The organism is Halalkalibacter okhensis (genome assembly GCF_000787375.1).
GTDB classification, from domain to species: domain Bacteria; phylum Bacillota; class Bacilli; order Bacillales; family Bacillaceae_D; genus Halalkalibacter; species Halalkalibacter okhensis.
This window is the reverse complement of sequence record NZ_JRJU01000003.1, coordinates 64,012-84,241: the sequence shown is the minus strand read 5'-3', so window position 1 is coordinate 84,241 and position 20,230 is coordinate 64,012. Positions and strand designations below refer to the sequence as shown.

Genomic DNA, 20,230 nt, shown 5'->3' with positions numbered 1-20,230 from the left:
ATGAAAATCTCAGATTTATTAAAAAGAGATACAATCCTTCTTAACATGAAGGCAAACGATAAAACATCAGCCATTGATGAATTAGTGAATAAGCTTGACGAAGCAGGCAGATTAAACAATGCAGCTGACTACAAAAAAGCAATCCTAGCTAGAGAGGAACAAAGTACAACTGGCTTAGGTGATGGAATTGCAATTCCTCACGCAAAAAGTGAGGCAGTAAAAACACCATCGATTGCGTTTGGTCGTTCAGATAGCGGACTAGATTATGAAGCACTTGATGGCCAGCCGACACATCTATTCTTCATGATTGCTGCTTCAGCTGGAGCGAACGAAGCGCACCTGGCAACATTATCGCGCTTGTCGACATTTTTAATGGATGAAGCTTTCCGTAAGTCTTTGCTTGAAGCAAAATCAGAGGCAGATGTGGTTGCAGCGATTGATCAGAAGGAAGCCGAGCAGCTAGATAAAGAAGAAGCAGAAAAAGTACCAGCAAAGGATGGCTATGATCTGTTAGCTGTTACGGGTTGCCCAACAGGAATTGCTCATACGTTTATGGCTGCTGATGCTTTAAAGGATGAAGCGAAAAAGCAGGGCTTAACCATCAAAGTAGAAACGAATGGTTCTGGTGGGGTTAAAGATCAACTAACTCCTGAAGAAATTGAGAATGCTCAAGCAATTATCGTTGCAGCGAGCACGAAGGTCGCGATGGATCGCTTTGCAGGTAAAAAAGTAATCGAAGTGCCTGTAACAGATGGAATCCGTCGTACTAAAGAGCTAGTCGATCAAGCGAAATCAGGAAATGTTCCTGTTTATCAAGGATCTGGTGGTTCTAAAGGCGACGATAATCAAGAAAAAGGAAAAGCCGGTGGCGGATTTTACAAACATTTAATGAATGGTGTTTCAAATATGCTCCCATTTGTCGTTGGTGGAGGTATTTTAATCGCCCTTTCTTTCCTAATTGATATCGACCTTAATAACGAGTTTGCTCAAATGTTAATGGACATTGGTGGAGGATCGGCCTTTGCTTTAATGATTCCGGTACTTGCTGCATTTATTGCCATGAGTATTGCTGATCGTCCTGGTTTCGCTGCTGGTATGGTTGGTGGTCTTATTGCGGTTAATGGCGATGCTGGTTTCTTAGGTGGACTGATTGCTGGTTTCTTAGGTGGTTATATTGCTTTATTCGTTAAAAAGCTACTAGCTGGGTTACCGCAACAATTAAGTGGGATTACGACGATTTTGTTCTATCCTGTTCTCAATATTTTCTTCACAGGTATGATTATGTTATTACTTGTTACCCCATTAAGTGCGATTAACCGCGGCTTAGAAGGCTGGTTAGGCGGTATGGGTACAACGAATATGGTTTTACTTGGAATCATCCTTGGTGGAATGATGGCCATTGATATGGGAGGACCTATCAACAAAGCGGCTTTCACTTTCGGTATTGCAATGATTGATGCTGGTAACTTTGGTCCGCATGCAGCTGTAATGGCTGGTGGTATGGTTCCGCCACTTGGAATTGCGTTAGCAACAACATTCTTTAAGCGTAAGTTTACGAAGCAAGAGCAAGAAGCAGGGAAAACGAATTATATTTTAGGTGCCTCTTTTATTACTGAAGGAGCGATTCCGTTTGCTGCAGCGGATCCTGGTCGAGTGATTCCAGCAGCAGTCGCAGGAGCGGCAGTTGCAGGTGGACTAACGGCGTTATTTGGGATTGGTTTGCCAGCACCACATGGTGGAGTCTTTGTTATTGGGCTAGTGTCTGGTGGTTGGTTTATGTACCTATTGGCTATCATTGCAGGTGCGATTGTTACCGCATTAGTATTAGGTATTTGGAAGAAGAAAACGGTGTAACAGTAGATAAGTGTTTGCTACACGCCATGAGAGGAGAATTCACTCCTCTCATGGCTTTTTTTCGTTTAAGCTTTAAACTAGTTCACTAACGAAAAATTCAGTATAATAAAACAATATAATTATACCTTGAAAGTAGGTCTATGCATGGTGAATCCTAAATTAAAAGAGATTGAAAAGAACTGGTTGTTACAAGCAAGTATTGACGAGATTCAAAAGAAAATGGACGATAATGAAGTATCCGCAAGAGAATTGGTATTTATTTATCTTGACCGTATTGCCCGTATAGATCAATCAGGTCCTGCACTCAATTCAGTTATTGAAGTGAATCCCGATGCTCTTCATATAGCGAATGTGTTGGATCTAGAAAGGGCGAATGGAAAGGTGAGAGGGCCCCTTCATGGAATTCCTGTTTTATTAAAGGACAACATTGATACAAAAGATAAGTTGCATACGAGTGCGGGTTCACTGGCATTAGCAGAGCACTTTGCAAAGGAAGATGCATTCTTAGTAAAACAGCTTCGTGAAGCAGGAGCCATCATTTTAGGAAAAACGAATATGTCAGAATGGGCCTACTTTATGTCGACAGAGAATATGCCTAGTGGCTACAGTTCCAGAGGTGGCCAAGTGTTAAATCCATATGGACCAGGAAAGTTTGATGTTGGGGGCTCAAGCTCTGGGTCTGGTGCAGCCATTGCGGCGCACTTAGCTACGGTCGCAGTTGGAACGGAAACGTCAGGATCCATCTTAAGTCCTTCTAGTCAAAATAGTCTTGTTGGCATTAAGCCGACTGTAGGTCTGATTAGTCGACATGGAGTCATTCCCATTTCGCATACTCAAGACACAGCAGGACCGATGGCTCGCTATGTAAAAGATGCTGTGTATTTATTAGTAGCGATGATGGGGAAAGATGAGCAAGATGTTGTAACAAAAAGTAATCCACTTTCAGCCACATCTTTATTGAAAGCCCTTGAGTCACCTACACTTGCAGGAACAAGGATTGGTGTGGCGAGGGATCCTTTCTTTACTCAATTGACTGATGAGAAAAACGCAATCTTACTTCAGGCGCTTGAAACATTAAAAGGTGGCGGAGCAGAAGTTGTTGATGAGGTCCTCATTCCATCGGAAAAAGAAAAATGGACGATTGACGTATTGTTGTATGAGTTCAAGGCAAATTTAAATGCCTATTTACAGGGGATCAGCCCGAATCTACCCGTACATAAATTAACGGATGTCATTCGCTTTAACCAAGAGGATGCCAAGCGGAGGTTAAAATATGGTCAATCATTGCTGGTGAAATCAGATGAGACAAGTGGGACGTTAACCGAGGTTGACTATTTAAATGCACTGCAGTTTGATCACTATCATTCTACTGAAAACGGCATAGACGCAGCACTGGCAAAGGATGATCTAGATATCCTTGTTTTTCCAAATAATCTCGGAGCTGCGATTCCGGCAAAAGCGGGCTATCCTTCGATTACGGTTCCCGCAGGTTACACAGAAGAAGGAGAACCAGTTGGAATGACGTTTACAGGCAAAGCATTTTCAGAGGCGAAGTTAATCGAGGCAGCAGCAGCTTTTGAAAAGCAAACAAATGTAAGAAAAAACCCGCTCTTTTATGATATAATGAAATAGACAATTTTTAAGATGTATCCACTAGGGGTGTCGAGTGACTGAGAGAGGGAAACCCTCAACTCTTAGAACCTGATCTAGTTTAAACTAGCGTAGGGAAGTGGCTGTTATTCATGTGTACGTATTTGTGCGCATTTTGAATTGACACTTTTCCTCCTTGTGGATAAAAACAAAAGGAGGTTTTTTTTATGTCTCGAGATCGTTTATTAACCATGATTGAAGTGGCAGTAATGACAGGTTTGGCGATTGTCTTAAGCAATGTGAAGTTTGGCGCTCTTTGGGCGATGGGTGGTTCGATATCGTTGATTATGGTTCCCATCTTTATTATTGCGTTTAGACGTGGATGGAAAATGGGTGTGATTACAGGCTTGTTAGTTGGATTGTTAAACCTGATTATTGGGGGTTATGTGGTTCATCCGGTCCAGCTAGTACTCGATTATCCATTGGCGTACCTTGTGTTAGGACTGGCGAGTGTATTTATGTTGAAAAAAGGTTCAGTTCCTAGTCCGCTTGCTATTGTGTTTGGACTTTTGTTTGCTACGACCCTTCGCTTTTTTAGTCATTTTGCATCTGGTGTCATTTGGTTTGGTGAATACGCTCCGGATGGAATCAGTGTTGGTTTGTATTCTTTTTATTATAATATTTCTTATTTAATTCCTGAGATGTTATTAACGCTTGCTGTACTTCTTTTACTTTCAAAAAAGTACCCACAATTCTTTTTGGCCAAACACCAGAAAAAGATCTCAGATGCGGCATAGCAATAGAAAAGAACGGCTCATTATAGAGTCGTTTTTCTATTGCATTTTTTTGGGGGTAAAATCAAGGGGAACTGTGTAAAGTAAAAGAGACAACAAATAGGTGGTGAGCGTAATATGGTATATCTTTTACTAATTATTGGATTTGGGTTATTGATTAAAGGGGCCGATTATTTTATTGATGGTTCGTCTAATATTGCTGCCTTGTTTCGCGTCCCGCCTCTTATCGTAGGGTTAACGATTGTTGCTTTTGGAACAGGTGCCCCTGAAGCAACTGTTAGTATCATTGCTGCCTTAGAAGGGAATGCAGATGTCACAATAGGTAACATTATCGGAAGTAATTTATTAAATATGTCACTTGTTGTGGGGATTACGGCTGCTATTTTTCCACTAGCTGTTGAGAGGCCTACCATAAAAAAAGAAATTCCATTTGCCTTTTTAGCTACTATTGTCTTGCTTGTGGCGATGAGCGATCGAGCTCTTGAATTTACAAATGAAAATTTCATTACTCGAAGTGACGGGATTATCCTCTTATTATTCTTTGCTATCTTTTTATACTATGTCATTGAAGCAGCGCGAAATAGTCGTGAAGAGCCGGTTGGTGATGATGCGACTGACCAAACTGGTGGATGGGGAAAGAACATTCTGATTACAGTAGGGGGTCTGGCTGCTATTGTTTTAGGAGGATATTTAGTTGTAGAAAGCAGTACGGATATTGCTTTGCGCTTTGGTATGAGTGAGACGTTAGTGGGGCTCACAATCGTGGCAATCGGATCTTCTTTACCTGAGCTCATTACCTCGATCACGGCTGCGATGAAACAACAAAGTGAGATTGCCTTAGGAAACATTGTGGGGAGCTCTATTTTTAATTTGCTATTTGTCCTTGGGATCGCATCTATTATTTCACCACTTCCAGTGAACGACAAATTATTCTTTGATATTTTTGTTTTACTAGTTCTAACAATCGTATTGTTTATCTTCTCGTTAACGCACTATAAAGTGAAGAAATATGAGGGAATGGCTTTAACGGTTTTTTATGTGATTTATTTAATTTATATTATTATAAGAAACTAATTCGTAAAAGCAACAAAACCATAGGTGGGTGGTTTTGTTGCTTTTTTGTATGATGTTCTTCTTCTTTCGTTTCCGGCAATGATATAATTAAAACAAATTACAGTAACATGTAGGGGAGGAGAAGTACATGAAACTAGCTTCATATCAAATGGATATTATTCCTGGCAATCCAACTGAAAATCGAAACAAAGTAAAAGAGTGGGCAGAACGAGTATGTAAAGAACAACAACCTGATATCCTTGTTTTGCCTGAAATGTGGACGACAGCTTATACTCTAACAACTTTAGCTGAAGTCATTAAAACGGATAAAGATGAAACCGAACAATTTCTGAAAAAATTAGCGAGTGAGTTAAACGTAAATATGATTGCGGGATCCGTTGCGGTGAAAGACAATGGAGGCATTTATAATCGATCCTATATTCTGAATCGGGATGGTGAAATCATTCATACCTATGACAAAATTCATCTTGTGCCAATGTTAGATGAGCACCTATACCTAAAAGGGGGAGGAAGCTCTGTAGAAACATTCGAGCTTGATGGTCATAAAATGGGGGTTATTATTTGTTATGACTTACGTTTCCCTGAGCTTGTGCGTTCACTTGCATTACAAGAAGCGGAGGTTGTGTTTGTCGTTGCTGAGTGGCCAATGGCAAGAGCGGGTCATTGGGAAATTCTCCAGCAAGCAAGAGCAATTGAAAATCAGCTATTTGTTGTCAGCTGTAATCGCGTTGGTACCTATAATGAGGTTGAATTTGCAGGTGGGTCTATGGTGATCAATCCATGGGGAGACGTTGTTCATCGTGCTTCTTCAACGCATGAAGAAACATCAAAAGTAAGCTTACATCTTGATGAAGTGCAGCGTATCCGTAAAGATGTACCAGTGTTTTCGAGTAGAGTCCCTGAATTGTATATGGATAAAGAAGGGAAATGAATGGAGTAGGCGGAGCGACCTTCTTGGCTCCCGATCGTGAGGGGAAACCTTGTGGGCGGGAGTCAAAGGAAGGGGACGACACCCGAAAGTTGGAGGGAGCCCCGAGAACGGGAGTCAAAGAAGGGGGATGGCACCCGAACTCCGTGGAGAGCCCCAGGAACGGGAGTCAAAGGAAGGAGATGGCACCCGAAAGTTGGAGGAAGCCCCGAGAACGGGAGTCAAAGAAGGGAGATGGCACCCGAAAGTTGGAGGAAGCCAGGAGAACGGGAGTCAAAGAAGGGGGATGGCACCCGAACTCCGTGGAGAGCCCCAGGAACGGGAGTCAAAGGAAGGGGATGGCACCCGAAAGTTGGAGGAAGCCCGGAGAACGGGAGTCAAAGAAGGGGGTGACACCCGAAAGTCGTAGGGAGCCCCAGGAAAGCGGGAGTTAAAGCAAGAAAGCCCCACCCCTCCTGTTAACAGAACATAAAAAAAGCGGCCAACCACGTTTAGTGTGGGTGTCCGCTTTTTCTAATTTTTCAATTTGTCGTTTAAACTGAGATTTTTTGTAGTTTGTCAATGAATTTCAACGAACGGCCTGTACCAATAGCTACGGATTCAAGCGGGTTAGGCGCAATATGAACAGGGACAGAAATTTCATTAGAGAGCCATTCTTGTAATCCATTAATTAATGCTCCTCCACCGGTTAGCATGACACCTTGGTCAACGATATCTCCGCTTAATTCAGGAGGACAATCTTCAAGAGTCGCTTTGATGGATTCAAGCATCTGCAGGAGCAATTCATTAAGAGCATTTTGGATTTCTGTTGAATAGAGAGTGACGGTTTTTGGCAAGCCATGAACAAGATCACGTCCGCGGACTTCCATCGTTAATTCCTCGTGATCAATAGGGGCGTAGCCGATTTCTATTTTAATTTGCTCAGCCGTTCGCTCCCCAATTAAAATATTATATTTCTTCCGTACATGTTGAATAATGGCTTCGTCAAATTTGTCTCCACCAATGCGAGCTGAGTGACAGGTGACCACACCACCAAATGAAATAATTGCGACCTCTGTTGTTCCTCCACCGATATCAACAACGACATTTGCGATTGGTTCATCGACTGGAAGGCCGGAACCAATTGCTGCTGCTAAAGGTTCTTCAATGAGGTGAACGTTTTTGGCGCCGAAGCTGCGAACGGCATCTAAGATGGCACGACGCTCAACAGATGTTGAACCAGACGGGGCACACACAACGACATTTGGTTTCCTTAGAGAAAGGCCTACTTCCTTACTCGTTTTTTTCATGATTGCTTTAAGCATGCTTGCTGTCATATCAAAATCAGCGATCACGCCATCTTTTAATGGCCTGATCGCGACAATATTCGCAGGTGTTTTCCCGACCATATTTTTTGCTTCTGTTCCAACAGCAAGAACATCATTTGTATCAAGATTAAGGGCAACGACTGATGGTTCATTTAAAATTATTCCTTTGTCTTTACTATACACAAGAATGTTAGCAGTACCTAGGTCAATTCCTATTTCCATATTTGAGAACATGATTTCACCAACTTTTATCAAACTTTTCTAGGTAAGTATTGATTTTAACAGGTATGAAGAAACGAGAATAGTGTCGAATCGCTCATCTTCTATGTAATAATATGAGAGTTTACGGCAGTAGTAAGGGATTTGTCGTTATATATAGGAAGGGATTACCACTTTTTCGGGAAGTGCGTCATATGACATAGGTAAAAAGGTCTGAAGAAGTGCCTGACCTCGTTCGTCAAAAGGTTGAACGAATAAAGGGAAGTGGAGCATGGTCAGACACTCATGTTAATTATTTTGACTCGGTTTCATGTAGAAGGTTTGCTAATACGTATGTCTTATAGCGTTCAATTTTTCGTCCTTCTATATAACGTATGCCTTTTTCTTTTAGCTTTTTTACATACCAACCTTTACTTCCAATATACATACCAACCACCCTCTCCAAAAAGTGAAAACAAAAACGAGCAAGCCTGTGGCTTCCTCGTTTTTTCTGTTTGTTTCATTCTATGACTTGAACTTGTCTGACATGTTACTTTTGTTTGATCGAAATAACATCTTTTTCGTTCAATGTTACGTGCTCTTCTTTATTAATTTCTACGAATTCACCTTCAGCTAAGTTGGTGAAGACGATCGGAGTAATCGTTGATGTTGCGTTTTCTTTAATGAAATCTAAGTCAAAGCGTAGGAGTTCTTGTCCTTGTTCGATAGAATCATCTTGCTTAATGAGGGCTTCGAACCCTTCCCCTTTAAGATTTACTGTATCTAACCCAACGTGGATGAGGATTTCTTTTCCTTCATCAGACAAGATACCGATCGCATGCTTTGTTGGGAAGAGGTTAACAATTTTCCCGTTTACAGGTGATTTAACAACACCTTCTGTCGGTTCAATAGCAAAGCCATCACCCATCATTTTTCCAGAGAACACTTGATCCGGTACTTCTGTGATTGGAAGCACTTTTCCTGCTAAAGGTGAGACAAATGAAACGTCACCAGCAACAGCTTCATTTTTTGGTGCTTCTTCTTCGACAGGAGTAGGTGTACGACCGCTAATAATATCTTGCATTTGCGATTTAATTTGGTCAGAACGCGGTCCAAAGATAGCTTGGATGTTGTTCCCCATTGTCATAACACCAGAAGCCCCTAGCTTCTTCAATGTGTCTTTTTCGACTTTATCGACATCGTTTACGCTAACACGAAGGCGTGTAATACACGCATCTAGATTTGTTAAGTTTTCTTTTCCGCCTAACGCTTTTAGTACGTTATAAGGTAGTTCAGATGTGTTGCCAGATGAAGGTGTATCATCTTCTGCCATATCTTCACGACCTGGAGTCATTAAGTTAAACTTCTTAATCGCAAAACGGAAACCGAAGTAGTAAATCACGGCGAAAATTAAACCTATTGGAATAACAAGCCACCAGTCTGTTCGGTTTGGTAGAACCCCAAATAATAGGAAGTCAATAACCCCACCTGAGAAAGTCATACCGATCTTAACGTCAAGGATTTGCATGACCATAAAAGATAAACCTGCAAATACGGTGTGAATCGCAAATAGTACTGGAGCGACAAATAAGAAACTAAATTCAATTGGCTCTGTAATACCAGTTAAAAACGATGTTAACGCAGCAGATCCCATAATCCCAGCAACAATTTTCTTTTGTTCTGGACGAGCACAATGGTAAATTGCTAGAGCGGCAGCAGGAAGACCAAACATCATGAAAGGAAACTTACCTGTCATAAATGTACCAGCTGTTAACTCTGCACCATCTCTAATTTGAGCGAAGAAGATACGTTGGTCACCACGAATTACTTCTCCAGCAGCGTTTGTATACTGTCCAAATTCAAACCAAAATGGTGAATAGAAAATGTGGTGAAGACCAAATGGAATTAATGCACGTTCAATCACCCCGAAAATAAAGGCTGATACCGTTTGGTTTGTTTCAACCATTAAGTAAGAAAGATTGTTTAACCCGACTTGAATCGTTGGCCAAACAAAATAAAGCGCAAGACCAATTAATAATCCAAAAAATGCTGTTGCAATTGGAACGAAACGCTTCCCAGCAAAGAAGCCAAGATAAGACGGAAGTTCGATATTAAAGTATTTTTTGTACGTATAGGCTGCGAGTAAACCGGCTATGATCCCGCCAAATACCCCAGTTTGTAATGTAGGAATTCCTAAAACACTTGAAATCCCTGGGTCATCGGCGATCATTTCTGGTGTCCACTCGCCATAGCCTCCGAGTACACTCATTGTCACGTTAATGATTAAGTACCCGATTAAAGCAGCTAAACCAGCAACCCCATCTCCATTTGAGAGCCCGATGGCAACCCCGACGGCAAATAAGAGAGCAAGATTTGCAAAGACGATGTCTCCCGCATTTTCCATTATGCTAGCAAGCATAACGATCCATTCAGCTTCTAGAGCTGGAATTCTTGCAGTCAAATCTGGGTTTTGTAAGGCGTTACCAAACGCAAGCAGGATACCTGCTGCTGGTAACAAGGCAACGGGTAACATAAGTGCTTTACCGACACGTTGCAAAACGCCAAACGAATTTTTAAACATAATGATTCCTCCTTATATGATTAGTTTGAAATAGTAGTTTGAAATTTATGCAACAAAAAAGGCATGAGTGGCAAGGGAATCACACAGGTATCATAAGATAGCTGTGCAATCGCTTCCTTTCCGCTCATGCCTGCATAACCAGTAACACGTAAAAAGAAATATGATAGCATTCTTATTATTGCTTCGAGAGCCGTTGGAGATGCAGTGTTAAGTATACTGCTTCAGCCTCTGGAATCGCTTTTCTTAAGGTTTGTTGCATAATTTTCATCAATTTCCATGACAAATTGTAGCACACTGGATATTCAGCTTGCAACACTTTTTTTAAAGAATCTTGATTATCAAAATATTGTCCTTTATTTATTCTCTCAATGGCATGGTGAAGATGGCGTACAAGTCTTAAATAATTGACATCTTTACGATCAATCTTTAATTTTAACGCTTCTTCCGTGACTGAAACCAATTCGCTGATTAGTTGTGTATGCCGATTTACTTCTTTTAGTGAACGTCTTGTTAAAGCACTATGGATGTGTAAGGCAACGAATCCTACTTCTCCAGGAGGGATATCAAGGTCTAATTGGTTGCTCAAATAATCAACCAGTTCAGTAGCGACAGAAAATTCTTTTGGATAAGCTAATTCGGTTTCTGGAAGAAATGGATTTTTTACATCTAATCCTTGTTTAACCCTTTTTATGGCGTAAAATAAATGGTCCGTTAAGGCAATATGGATATGCTCATGTAGATTAACCGAAAATCTTTCTTCAACAATCTCTATGATGTCGTTCATAAGCCCGATAAAGCTTTCGTCAACATAATCAAGTAGTTGTTTATATTGCTCTTGTTCCTTCTCTTCTTTTAAAACAAAAAACTTTTCAGCTTGCTCATCAGCCACATGGTCTCCTGTTTTCTTTCCGAAACCGAGTCCTTTTCCAATTAAAATCACTTCTGCATAGTTCGGGTGTTCTGCAACTAAAACATTGTTATTAAGTACTTTTTTGACGGTTAACATGCTTTTCCTCCTTTCATTAAAATAGAATTTTGTCGAATTGTGTACTCTTGTCCACATTAATCATATCGAGAAAAAAAATGAACGTCAATGAAAATGATTACAAACACTCAAAGGCTTGCGACGTAGGGATTATCTATTTCAAGATCAACCAATAAAACGGTCGATTTTTCTTGCTAGATGGACTACTATTATATGTGAAGAAGGAGCTGTTAAACCGTGAAGCATCAATTAACTTATGAAGATATGAAAAAGGTCGTCAAGCAGATGAATGAACGAGATTACAATTACGATGAACCCTTTTTGGATTTAGTAGATGAAATATTAGATGAAAGTGAAGGCAAGCATGTTCAAACAGTCTTAAATGAATCATTTGAGAAAATGTTGTCCCAAGTAAATACGGAAATCGAGCATGTGGAAAAAGAGATGGAACTGAACTCACTTTGTCGGGTTGGGTGTGCTCATTGTTGTTATTTTCCTATTATAGTTACCCGTTTAGAAGTGAAATTTATGCTATCTTATATAAATCAATTGCCAGATGAGAGAAAGCAAGCGATTAAAAACCAAGTTGAACAATATTTGGATACCCAAGTTTCTGCTTTGAAGAAGGCTGGGCAGCTCGATTTTAGAAACGATCAAGATTTCAAGAGGAAATACAAAGAGTTACACCTTCCTTGTGTATTCTTAAATCAAGAAACAAATAAATGCATGGCATATGAAGTTCGTCCCATTCCTTGTCGAACGTATGTCAATTATGTAGATGCAGATGTTTGTGGCAATGAACTATTACCAAAAGAACCGATAAGTTATGAGTTTATGCATCGTTATTATGTAGAAGGAATGGATGAAGTAATTCAAGAGATCCTTGAAGTGGTTGAGGATAAAGAGTTAGGAATTGCTTATCCTGATGATGCTTTAGATGTGAACTATTTGCCATTCTTGCTGCAAGAGGAATTAGGGAGATTTAATTAATTTTCAATAATTTTCTAACTATTTTCCGTTTAGTAAAACCGTTACTCGTGGTATGATGGTAATATAAATTTTGTATTTCTATTCTGAATTTTTGCGATGCTGCATAGGTTAGAACTAATATAACCTGTTGCTGGTTTTTTATGAATACTGTCTATTAGATAGAAAGATGACTGGGAGGGATTACAGGTGGAAGAGAAAGAAATTCATGCGTATTTAAAAGAGCGAGTGATCCAGGCAAAGACACAATTTGAACGTACTGTAGATTGTAAGCATACTGAATTTGATGATCTGTATCCATACATGACGGAGCAACCACAGTTTTTTTGGTACAAACGCTATGTTGCTTGGCAAGAATTACTGACAGTAGTAAATATTGCTGAAGACATGGACGTCGAGTGGAAGAGTCTTTTCTTAGATAAGCAATCGTCTTTCGTTGAAGGCAGAGTACTAGATGCAAAAGTTCTTGATGATTGGTATGAGGAATCCGAGATGCCAGAGAAAGAATCATCGAAAAATGAGTAATGATATTCCCCCTAAGAGCTAATGCTTAGGGGATTATTGTTGAAAGGAAGTTTTGGATGAAGTGGTTTCAAATTTTTCTCCTTTTTGCTGTTATTTGCTTACAGGCGTGTGCAACTCAGGATGAAAACGAAGAGTCAATTGAAAACATAGGAGAAGAACCGGTTATCGAGGAAGAAGTAGTAGAAGAGGAATTCGCTGATAGTGAAAAAGAGATCGACATCAGCGTATATCAAGGGCGTGATCCCATTCAATGGGGGGAGAATGTCGAAGGGGTTAAAACACGGATAGATACAGATGAGAATGTGATTGCTTTAACGTTTGATGCTTGTGGAGGCCCGTATGGCAATGGCTATGATGAAGCATTAATTGATTTTTTGAGAGAGAAAGAAATCCCAGCAACTTTATTTATCAATGAACGCTGGATACTAGAGCATGAGGCTTTGTTTTTAGAGCTTGCGCAAGATCCATTATTTCAAATTGAAAATCACGGAACCGCTCATGTTCCTCTATCTGTAACTGGGAATTCTGCTTGGGGAATTCAGGGGACAAATAGCCCTGAGGAAGTAGAAAAAGAAGTAATTGGGAATCAAGAGACCATACGAGAACGAACAGGACAAGCTCCTACTTTATTTCGTTCTGGTACGGCATTTTATGACGATGTCGCTGTTGAAATTGTGAATGATTTAGGGCTGCAGGTTGTTAATTTTGATATTTTAGGTGATGCAGGAGCAACGTTCACAGCAGGTGAGGTTCATCAAGCCATGATGAAGGCGACAAGTGGATCGATCGTGCTTCTCCATATGAACCAACCTAACAGCGGAACGGCAGAGGGAGTCCGTTTGGCTGTGTTAGACTTGCAGGAACAAGGATATGAGTTTGTTACATTAGCGGATGCTACATTAAAATAATGTGAAAGACTAAAGGGATTAGCTCAGAGGTGAGCCAATCCCTATTAGTTTAATGTAATATGCGAATCTCGATGTTGATAGATTCCGTCGAGCTTGTCTCCGATATCCTCTTCGATCTCCTGGTTTGTCGGAAGCGAGTCATAGCTTTCGATAATCGTAAATGTTTCTAGACATAGAAGATGGAAAGGATATTTTTCACCGCGGTCTTCAATAATGGCATATAGCTTATTCTTTTTTGTGCTGATAAGGTCCCCAGGCTCGTTAACTGAACGTTTGCGGTTAATCGTCACATCCACGCTAGGTTACACCTCTTTTTTAGCACCATTATTGGAAGATTATTTTGAATTTATTCATCAAAATAGAATTTATTTCTTTTTATTGTTTGCACGGTTTGTCCCGTTATCAATCATTTCACTGGCTACTTCTTCATTGAGTAAGTTTTCTTTTGGGGTTTGGTTGTTTGTTAATGCCTTCCCTTTTTGTCTATTTCGCTTATTCATTGTACATCCTCCTTGATTGTCTTAAATGGGTTTCACTGTTACTATTTCTTTAGATCAAAATTCTATTCAGAGTAGGTGTCGTCGTGGCAAAAAAGAAGTTTTATGTTGTTTGGAAAGGAAGGAAAACCGGAATATTTACATCTTGGGCGGAATGTGAGGCACAAGTAAAGGGATTTACGGGAGCTAGGTTCAAATCGTTTCCAACAAAGGCGGAAGCGGAAGCGGCTTTTAATGGTGAGATGAAACCAACAAGTAAACGATCGCATGAGAAAAAAGGGAAAGAAAGCATAGAGGAAGTAGAATGGGACAGCATTTCCGTTGATGTTGGCTGTCGAGGCAATCCGGGCATTGTCGAATACAAAGGGGTTCATACAAAAACAGGGGAAATCCTATTTGCTCATGATGAAATCCATATTGGTACAAATAACATGGGTGAATTTTTGGCCATTGTTCACGGGTTAGCTTATTTAAAAGAACAAGGAAGCTCTAAGACCATTTATTCCGATTCGATGACAGCCATTAAATGGGTTAAACAGAAGAAGGCTAAGTCAACATTAGAACGAAATGAAAAAACAGCCTATATCTGGTCATTAATGGACCGAGCTGAAAAATGGTTGCAAACAAATAGTTACCCTAACCAAATAAAAAAATGGCATACAGAAGCGTGGGGAGAAATTAAAGCCGATTATGGACGTAAATAAGGGGGACGTATAAAGTTGATAGCTTTTGGGGGTGTCTTTTTATTCTTATTAGCTGTTTTACTTGTAAGTCAGGTCGTCTCGATAAAAAAACGAAACGGGGTTGAAGTAGAATCCCCTGTTTATTATCTGCTTACTACTATGCTGCTTACGTTGTTACCACTGATGAGTAACCCTTTAGGGACCGGTCCTGAGATATTTTATATCTTGATAGGAATGATTCTAACGGTAACAGCATGGCAGTATTATCGACTTCCGAAAATAACCATTATTGAAGTCGATTGGCTTTTTACGGTTCAGACGGTCAGGAAGGTGCTCAGTCAACTTGGATATGATTTTGAAGAGAAAGTAACAACCAAGCAGATGTCTGAATCACAGGTGTATCAATTTCTTATTGATGGAGGAAAAGCACGAATTAATGTGAGTTGGCCTATGATGGAGCATGAAGAACGTTCGAGTGAGGATAATAGTCAAAAAGACATCGTTATCCGCTTTTCTAATCGCTGCCAATTTCCACATGCTAAAGATGTACATACGGAATTAATTGAAGCGTTTCGTGTGAGAAGAGAGGGGAAAATCTTTACGAACAACCTTCTTTTCAGGAAAATGGTAAATGGTATTATTTTTCTAATCCCACTTTTGATGTATCTTTATATTTTATTTATTTAGGAGTTGTGTCAGTGACAGATCATCTATTGTTAAAACAAAAAGAGTTTTTTTATAGTGGAAAGACAAGAGATCTATCATTTCGTCTGAAGCAATTAACGACCTTAAAGCAAGCGCTACAAACGTATGAAGAGGACTTTCTTCTTGCTTTGAATAAAGACTTGAATAAATCAAACGAAGAGGCTTTTTTAACAGAACTTGGTCCACTTTATCAAGAAATTTCGTACATTAAGAGGCATCTTCGTAAGTGGGCAAGGCCTAAAAAAGTTAAGACGGCGCTCTCACATATTGGTTCTAAAGGGTATATTTATCATGAACCGCATGGAGTAACGCTGATTATTGCTCCTTGGAATTATCCGCTTCAGCTAGCGATTGCTCCTTTAATCGGATCAATTGCTGGAGGGAATTGTGCAGTCATCAAGCCATCTGAGTTAACACCTCATACATCGAAGGTCATTTCAAAATTAGTTGAGGATTATTTTTCAAACGAATATATTGCAGCAGTCGAAGGTGACGCGAGTGTTAGTCAATCATTGCTTTCAAAACGATTTGATTATATTTTCTTTACAGGCAGTGTTGGTGTAGGGAAAAAGGTAATGGAAGCAGCTTCGAGAAATTTAATCCCCGTAACGCTGGAACTAGGTGGGAAAAGTCCCGTTATTGTTGATAAGAGTGCCAAGGTTAAGCTTGCTGCCAAACGAATCGCCTGGGGGAAATTTATTAACGCGGGTCAAACATGTGTCGCTCCTGATTATGCGCTTGTTCATAAAGATATCCAAGAAGAGTTCCTCTCTCAATTAAAAAATGAAATTGAGAATATTTATGAGTCAAAATTTAAAGACGGTACATATCCAAGAATCGTAAGTGAGCGTCACTTTAAGCGTTTGCTTACATTTTTAGAGGAAGGCGATGTCATTACAGGTGGATTCTCTAAAGAGGAGCAATTAAGTCTATCTCCGACGGTGCTTAAAAATGTGAAGTGGGATGCGCCTATTATGGAAGAGGAGATTTTTGGGCCAATATTGCCTGTTTTCTCTTATGAAACTGATCATGAGGTGATGGCAAAGGTACGTGAGAGGCCTGAACCATTAGCTTTGTATGTTTTTGCAGAAGATCAACGGGTGCAGCAGTTATTCATGCAGCAGCTCTCATATGGTGGGGGATGTGTCAATGATACGATTATGCATCTTGCTACCCCTCATTTACCTTTTGGCGGAAAAGGAGAAAGTGGAATGGGAGGCTATCATGGGTATGAAAGCTTCTCTACGTTTACAAATAAAAAAAGTGTCTTGAAACAAACGACGCGTTTTGACTTGCCTATTAGATATCAACAAGATAAAAAAACCATGCGTATATTAAGAACATTGTTTCGTTAAATAAACGTTTGTTTAAGTTTTTTTCAATCATGATCAATAGAATGAGAAAGCACAATGAGAAAGATATAAAGAAAGAAACCCTATGGGACTATTTGTTCCATAGGGTTTTCTATCTATTCGTATTGCTAATGATTATTCTTTCTTTAAAATTATTATTGTTTATCATTGACATGGTGAAAAAGGTTCGATACAATAATAAATGTAATCAGATGATAATTATTATAAATAAGGGGTTGCGATAAATGACTGATAAAAGAATGGTAGCTAAACAAGCACCTCGATTCGAAATGGAAGCAGTAATGCCTAATAAGGAATTTTCAAAAGTAAGTTTAGAGGAAAACATGAAAAATGATAAATGGACAGTGCTGTTCTTTTACCCGATGGATTTCACGTTCGTTTGTCCAACTGAAATCACTTCATTAAGTGATCGTTTTGATGAGTTTGAAGACTTAGATGCGGAAGTAATAGGGGTGTCAACGGACACGATCCATACACATAAAGCGTGGATTAATACAGGCAGAGATGAAAATGGACTTGGCGAGTTAGCATATCCGTTAGCGGCGGATACGAATCATGTTGTATCTCGTGAGTACGGTGTACTAGTTGAAGAAGAAGGAGTTGCTCTTCGTGGCTTATTCATTATTAGCCCAGAAGGTGAGTTAATGTACTCTGTTGTCAATCACAACAATATTGGTCGAGATGTAGATGAAACATTAAGAGTATTGCAAGCTTTACAAACAGGTGGACTTTGCCCAGCCAACTGGAAACCAGGACAAAAAACGCTGTAGATCAAATACATAAAGGTGTCTTTTTACCTTTATGTATTTGATCGAAGCGATGAGCGGAGCCGCCGTAATGTTTTAAGCCTTTTGAGTGATTTTCTCGAAAGGCGCACGGCGAGAGGAGCCATCGCCACATGATAGCAGAGTTAAGGTGCAAAGAGCTTTACCGATATGATTGAGTTCGAAGCATAAGCAGGTCCGCCGTAATGTTCTAAGCCTTCCTGCGTGATTTTCTCGAAAGGCGCACGGCGAGAGGAGCCATCGCCACATGATCGCAGAGTTAAGGTGCAAAGAGCTTTACCAATATGATTGAGTTCGAAGCATAAGCAGGTCCGCCGTAATGTTTTAAGCCTTCCTGCGTGATTTTCTCGAAAGGCGCACTCATCTTATTTTGTGAAAATGTGAGCAAGGTTCGTGTTTGAAACATTAGGAAAGTCTTTTAGTATAAAAATAAAGTACTCATATTAATAGATTTGAATTGATAAAATATAAATAATTAGGAGTGGAATTTATGAAACTACGTGAAGAAATGCCAGAATTGACAGGTGCTACAGCATGGTTAAATGGAGAAGTGACAAAGGACGAATTACTTGAGAGTGGCAAAGCAACACTGATTCATTTCTGGTCTGTAAGTTGTGGTTTATGTAAAGATGCCATGCCGGATATTAATGAGTTTCGTGATGAATATGATGATGATCTGAATGTCGTGGCAATACATATGCCTCGTTCTGAGAAGGATTTGGATATGTCAGTCATTGAAGCTATGGCGCAAGGTCATGATATCATTCAACCTACTTTTGTGGACAGTGAACACAAGCTGACAGATGCGTTCGAAAACAAGTATGTACCTGCGTATTATGTATTTGATGCTGAAGGAAAACTTAGACATTTCCAAGCTGGTGGAAGTGGAATGGATATGTTACGTAAGCGTGTCAATCGCGTTCTAGGCCAAGAAGTAAAATAATATCTTTTATGAAAATAAGGAATAAGGAGAGATGAAAATGGATAATTTACCAATCAATCAAGATGCTCCAATTTATGATCTTCAAAATGCTCAAATAATAGGGCCATTTTATCGTCGTTACTCTACTGAAGAGCAAGATGCACTAATCAAAACTATCGCAAAAGATCTTGTAGCGCTTGACGAACAAACAAAACTTCTTGCTGTTTGCAATTTCTTCCGTGCTGATGAAGAACTCGGGAAGCAAGTAGCGAAGGAATTGAATATTGACTTAACTCCATATTTAGAGCATTTGAAATAATAAGGTGCCCTTAATGAAGGGCTGGCATAAAAAAAGCCTGCTATGAAATCTCATAGCAGGCTTTAAAAATGGTATGGATCTATTTATTGCATAAACTATTTATCCTCCAAAGAAAAAGTCAATAACGTTGGATGCTGTTGATGTCTGACTGTTATAAAGTTCTGAGTATCCACAATTTGTACAATACACGACCCGAAACTTATTGTGTTGAACATCAAACATTTTTGAAAGCCCTGTTCCTGTTGTCGCAATTTCTTTCGTTTTGGCTTCTGTGTGCCCACATTTGATACAGCCTCGTTTTTCCATTGAAAGCCCTCCTTATGTTATCTTATCCATAATACGGTTTGAAAGAAGTGAGAGTTTCACTTCATTAGAAGAAAAATTAATAAGTCCAAGCAAGAGATACGAAAGGTGTTTATAGACGAAGGGTGTCTTTATCCTTTATACACTAGAGTTGGAACTAGACACCTGTCTAATTGGATGATCCAAAGTAGATAGGGGGTTCCCGAAAGTCGAGAAACAAGGCCACTGAAAAAGGTGAAAATCGTACCTTCTTCAGTGGCCTTTTCTAGAAACGTTTTAGGGAGGCTCTTATAGCTTCAATCCGGTACGGCTTTTAAATCGCCTTAATAAAATATGACTCTCTACTCTGGTGATTCCTTTTAATGCGTATAGTTCTTCATTGATAAAGTGCTCTAATTGGTCAAAGTCTTCTACAAGAACATGCATATGCAATGTGCTAGGTCCTGTCATTTGATAACAGCTAGCTACTTTGGGATTCTCAGCTAATGTCTCTGCAACCGCAACAAGTGATGTTGGTTCACAATCGACCTCAAAAAAGGCAGATACTTTTTTTCCAACTTTATCAGAGTTGATCACGACACTAAACTTTTCGATCACTTCTTCCTCCATTAATTGATTGATTCTTTCGCGAATAGCGACGCGTGATAGGCCAAGCTCCTTTGCGATATCCACATAAGACATTCGTCCATTCGCTGTTAAAAGCTCTAAAATTCGTTTATCCGTGTTATCTAATTTCATCTTATCAGCACCTTCATCCATTGTTCTTCCTTCTATTATAGTTCAAAACCACTGAGTGAAAAAACAAAATCGTCAAGAGCTTGTTCAAAAAAAACACGAATGGCTCTACAAGCATATGCCTCTAAGGGAACCCGATACCTCTTAGAACCCATTGATGTATATTAAAAGTTGAAT

The 20,230-nt window shown here is 39.7% G+C and carries 22 protein-coding genes and 1 riboswitch; of the genes, 14 read left to right on the top strand and 8 right to left on the bottom strand.

What is annotated here, in order from left to right:
* The 5 genes from LQ50_RS03465 to LQ50_RS03445 all read left to right on the top strand — a co-directional run bounded on the left by LQ50_RS03465 (nt 1) and on the right by LQ50_RS03445 (nt 6,243).
* Complete coding sequence (locus LQ50_RS03465; RefSeq protein ID WP_034626239.1) at nt 1-1,854, top strand: PTS fructose transporter subunit IIABC; 1,854 nt, start codon at nt 1-3, stop codon at nt 1,852-1,854.
* A gap of 144 nt (nt 1,855-1,998) precedes the next feature.
* Complete coding sequence (locus tag LQ50_RS03460; RefSeq protein ID WP_034626238.1) at nt 1,999-3,486, top strand: amidase family protein; 1,488 nt, start codon at nt 1,999-2,001, stop codon at nt 3,484-3,486.
* A gap of 13 nt (nt 3,487-3,499) precedes the next feature.
* A riboswitch (TPP riboswitch) is annotated at nt 3,500-3,599 on the top strand.
* Nucleotides 3,600-3,671: 72 nt separating this feature from the next.
* Nucleotides 3,672-4,241: an energy-coupled thiamine transporter ThiT gene (gene thiT, locus LQ50_RS03455; RefSeq protein WP_034626236.1), complete on the top strand. Its 570-nt coding sequence runs from the start codon at nt 3,672-3,674 to the stop codon at nt 4,239-4,241.
* A 114-nt stretch (nt 4,242-4,355) separates the two neighbouring features.
* On the top strand, nt 4,356-5,312 hold the full coding sequence (locus tag LQ50_RS03450; RefSeq protein ID WP_034626234.1) for a calcium/sodium antiporter: 957 nt from the start codon (nt 4,356-4,358) through the stop codon (nt 5,310-5,312).
* A gap of 127 nt (nt 5,313-5,439) precedes the next feature.
* Nucleotides 5,440-6,243: a carbon-nitrogen family hydrolase gene (locus LQ50_RS03445; protein ID WP_034626233.1), complete on the top strand. Its 804-nt coding sequence runs from the start codon at nt 5,440-5,442 to the stop codon at nt 6,241-6,243.
* A gap of 530 nt (nt 6,244-6,773) precedes the next feature.
* Here LQ50_RS03445 and mreBH read toward each other — a convergent pair.
* From mreBH to glcT, 4 genes are all read right to left on the bottom strand, one after another.
* On the bottom strand, nt 6,774-7,781 hold the full coding sequence (gene mreBH, locus LQ50_RS03435) for a rod-share determining protein MreBH (protein WP_034626230.1): 1,008 nt from the start codon (nt 7,779-7,781) through the stop codon (nt 6,774-6,776).
* Nucleotides 7,782-8,058: 277 nt separating this feature from the next.
* Complete coding sequence (locus LQ50_RS24590) at nt 8,059-8,193, bottom strand: DUF2639 domain-containing protein (RefSeq protein ID WP_070808110.1); 135 nt, start codon at nt 8,191-8,193, stop codon at nt 8,059-8,061.
* 102 nt (nt 8,194-8,295) lie between these two features.
* On the bottom strand, nt 8,296-10,326 hold the full coding sequence (gene ptsG / locus LQ50_RS03430) for a glucose-specific PTS transporter subunit IIBC (protein ID WP_034626228.1): 2,031 nt from the start codon (nt 10,324-10,326) through the stop codon (nt 8,296-8,298).
* A 175-nt stretch (nt 10,327-10,501) separates the two neighbouring features.
* The gene (glcT, locus tag LQ50_RS03425) at nt 10,502-11,332 is read right to left on the bottom strand and encodes a glucose PTS transporter transcription antiterminator GlcT (protein ID WP_034626227.1); all 831 of its coding nucleotides are present in this window, start codon (nt 11,330-11,332) and stop codon (nt 10,502-10,504) included.
* A gap of 216 nt (nt 11,333-11,548) precedes the next feature.
* Between glcT and LQ50_RS03420 the strand changes: the two genes are divergently transcribed.
* From LQ50_RS03420 to LQ50_RS03410, 3 genes are all read left to right on the top strand, one after another.
* A complete protein-coding gene (locus tag LQ50_RS03420; protein WP_052144563.1) occupies nt 11,549-12,301 on the top strand; it encodes a YkgJ family cysteine cluster protein in 753 nt (250 codons plus the stop codon).
* 186 nt (nt 12,302-12,487) lie between these two features.
* Nucleotides 12,488-12,823, top strand: a complete 336-nt coding sequence (locus LQ50_RS03415; RefSeq protein ID WP_034626225.1) for a hypothetical protein — start codon at nt 12,488-12,490, stop codon at nt 12,821-12,823.
* A 56-nt stretch (nt 12,824-12,879) separates the two neighbouring features.
* Complete coding sequence (locus LQ50_RS03410; RefSeq protein WP_034626223.1) at nt 12,880-13,731, top strand: polysaccharide deacetylase family protein; 852 nt, start codon at nt 12,880-12,882, stop codon at nt 13,729-13,731.
* Between the two features lie 44 nt (nt 13,732-13,775).
* Here the strand turns inward: LQ50_RS03410 and LQ50_RS03405 are convergent, their stop codons facing one another.
* Nucleotides 13,776-14,027 (bottom strand): hypothetical protein, encoded by a 252-nt coding sequence (locus tag LQ50_RS03405; RefSeq protein WP_034626221.1) that lies wholly within the window; start codon nt 14,025-14,027, stop codon nt 13,776-13,778.
* A 69-nt stretch (nt 14,028-14,096) separates the two neighbouring features.
* Complete coding sequence (locus LQ50_RS26200) at nt 14,097-14,231, bottom strand: hypothetical protein (protein WP_272913698.1); 135 nt, start codon at nt 14,229-14,231, stop codon at nt 14,097-14,099.
* 83 nt (nt 14,232-14,314) lie between these two features.
* On the opposite strand from LQ50_RS26200, the gene rnhA reads away from it, so the two are divergent.
* The 6 genes from rnhA (at nt 14,315) to LQ50_RS03375 (ending at nt 19,015) form a co-directional block, all read left to right on the top strand.
* Nucleotides 14,315-14,932: a ribonuclease H gene (gene rnhA / locus LQ50_RS03400; protein WP_034626220.1), complete on the top strand. Its 618-nt coding sequence runs from the start codon at nt 14,315-14,317 to the stop codon at nt 14,930-14,932.
* A 15-nt stretch (nt 14,933-14,947) separates the two neighbouring features.
* A complete protein-coding gene (locus LQ50_RS03395; protein WP_034626219.1) occupies nt 14,948-15,598 on the top strand; it encodes a hypothetical protein in 651 nt (216 codons plus the stop codon).
* Between the two features lie 5 nt (nt 15,599-15,603).
* On the top strand, nt 15,604-16,971 hold the full coding sequence (locus LQ50_RS03390; RefSeq protein WP_034626217.1) for an aldehyde dehydrogenase: 1,368 nt from the start codon (nt 15,604-15,606) through the stop codon (nt 16,969-16,971).
* Between the two features lie 242 nt (nt 16,972-17,213).
* A complete protein-coding gene (locus LQ50_RS03385; protein WP_034626216.1) occupies nt 17,214-17,759 on the top strand; it encodes a peroxiredoxin in 546 nt (181 codons plus the stop codon).
* Nucleotides 17,760-18,264: 505 nt separating this feature from the next.
* A complete protein-coding gene (locus LQ50_RS03380; protein ID WP_034626214.1) occupies nt 18,265-18,717 on the top strand; it encodes a TlpA family protein disulfide reductase in 453 nt (150 codons plus the stop codon).
* A 37-nt stretch (nt 18,718-18,754) separates the two neighbouring features.
* On the top strand, nt 18,755-19,015 hold the full coding sequence (locus LQ50_RS03375) for a catalase-related domain-containing protein (protein ID WP_034626213.1): 261 nt from the start codon (nt 18,755-18,757) through the stop codon (nt 19,013-19,015).
* 99 nt (nt 19,016-19,114) lie between these two features.
* Here the strand turns inward: LQ50_RS03375 and LQ50_RS03370 are convergent, their stop codons facing one another.
* Entirely contained in the window at nt 19,115-19,321 is a 207-nt protein-coding gene (locus tag LQ50_RS03370) for a zinc ribbon domain-containing protein (RefSeq protein ID WP_034626211.1), read from the bottom strand.
* A gap of 285 nt (nt 19,322-19,606) precedes the next feature.
* Entirely contained in the window at nt 19,607-20,056 is a 450-nt protein-coding gene (locus LQ50_RS03365; protein ID WP_034626489.1) for an Lrp/AsnC family transcriptional regulator, read from the bottom strand.
* Between the last annotated feature and the right edge of the window lie 174 nt (nt 20,057-20,230).

Bases quoted from the DNA above. Each gene is read 5' to 3' on its own strand.
- LQ50_RS03465 (WP_034626239.1), top strand. From the start codon at position 1: ATGAAAATCTCAGATTTATTAAAAAGAGATACAATCCTTCTTAACATG.
- LQ50_RS03460 (WP_034626238.1), top strand. From the start codon at position 1,999: ATGGTGAATCCTAAATTAAAAGAGATTGAAAAGAACTGGTTGTTACAA.
- thiT (WP_034626236.1), top strand. From the start codon at position 3,672: ATGTCTCGAGATCGTTTATTAACCATGATTGAAGTGGCAGTAATGACA.
- LQ50_RS03450 (WP_034626234.1), top strand. From the start codon at position 4,356: ATGGTATATCTTTTACTAATTATTGGATTTGGGTTATTGATTAAAGGG.
- LQ50_RS03445 (WP_034626233.1), top strand. From the start codon at position 5,440: ATGAAACTAGCTTCATATCAAATGGATATTATTCCTGGCAATCCAACT.
- mreBH (WP_034626230.1), bottom strand. From the start codon at position 7,781: ATGTTCTCAAATATGGAAATAGGAATTGACCTAGGTACTGCTAACATT.
- LQ50_RS24590 (WP_070808110.1), bottom strand. From the start codon at position 8,193: ATGTATATTGGAAGTAAAGGTTGGTATGTAAAAAAGCTAAAAGAAAAA.
- ptsG (WP_034626228.1), bottom strand. From the start codon at position 10,326: ATGTTTAAAAATTCGTTTGGCGTTTTGCAACGTGTCGGTAAAGCACTT.
- glcT (WP_034626227.1), bottom strand. From the start codon at position 11,332: ATGTTAACCGTCAAAAAAGTACTTAATAACAATGTTTTAGTTGCAGAA.
- LQ50_RS03410 (WP_034626223.1), top strand. From the start codon at position 12,880: ATGAAGTGGTTTCAAATTTTTCTCCTTTTTGCTGTTATTTGCTTACAG.
- LQ50_RS26200 (WP_272913698.1), bottom strand. From the start codon at position 14,231: ATGAATAAGCGAAATAGACAAAAAGGGAAGGCATTAACAAACAACCAA.
- LQ50_RS03385 (WP_034626216.1), top strand. From the start codon at position 17,214: ATGACTGATAAAAGAATGGTAGCTAAACAAGCACCTCGATTCGAAATG.
- LQ50_RS03380 (WP_034626214.1), top strand. From the start codon at position 18,265: ATGAAACTACGTGAAGAAATGCCAGAATTGACAGGTGCTACAGCATGG.
- LQ50_RS03375 (WP_034626213.1), top strand. From the start codon at position 18,755: ATGGATAATTTACCAATCAATCAAGATGCTCCAATTTATGATCTTCAA.
- LQ50_RS03370 (WP_034626211.1), bottom strand. From the start codon at position 19,321: ATGGAAAAACGAGGCTGTATCAAATGTGGGCACACAGAAGCCAAAACG.
- LQ50_RS03365 (WP_034626489.1), bottom strand. From the start codon at position 20,056: ATGAAATTAGATAACACGGATAAACGAATTTTAGAGCTTTTAACAGCG.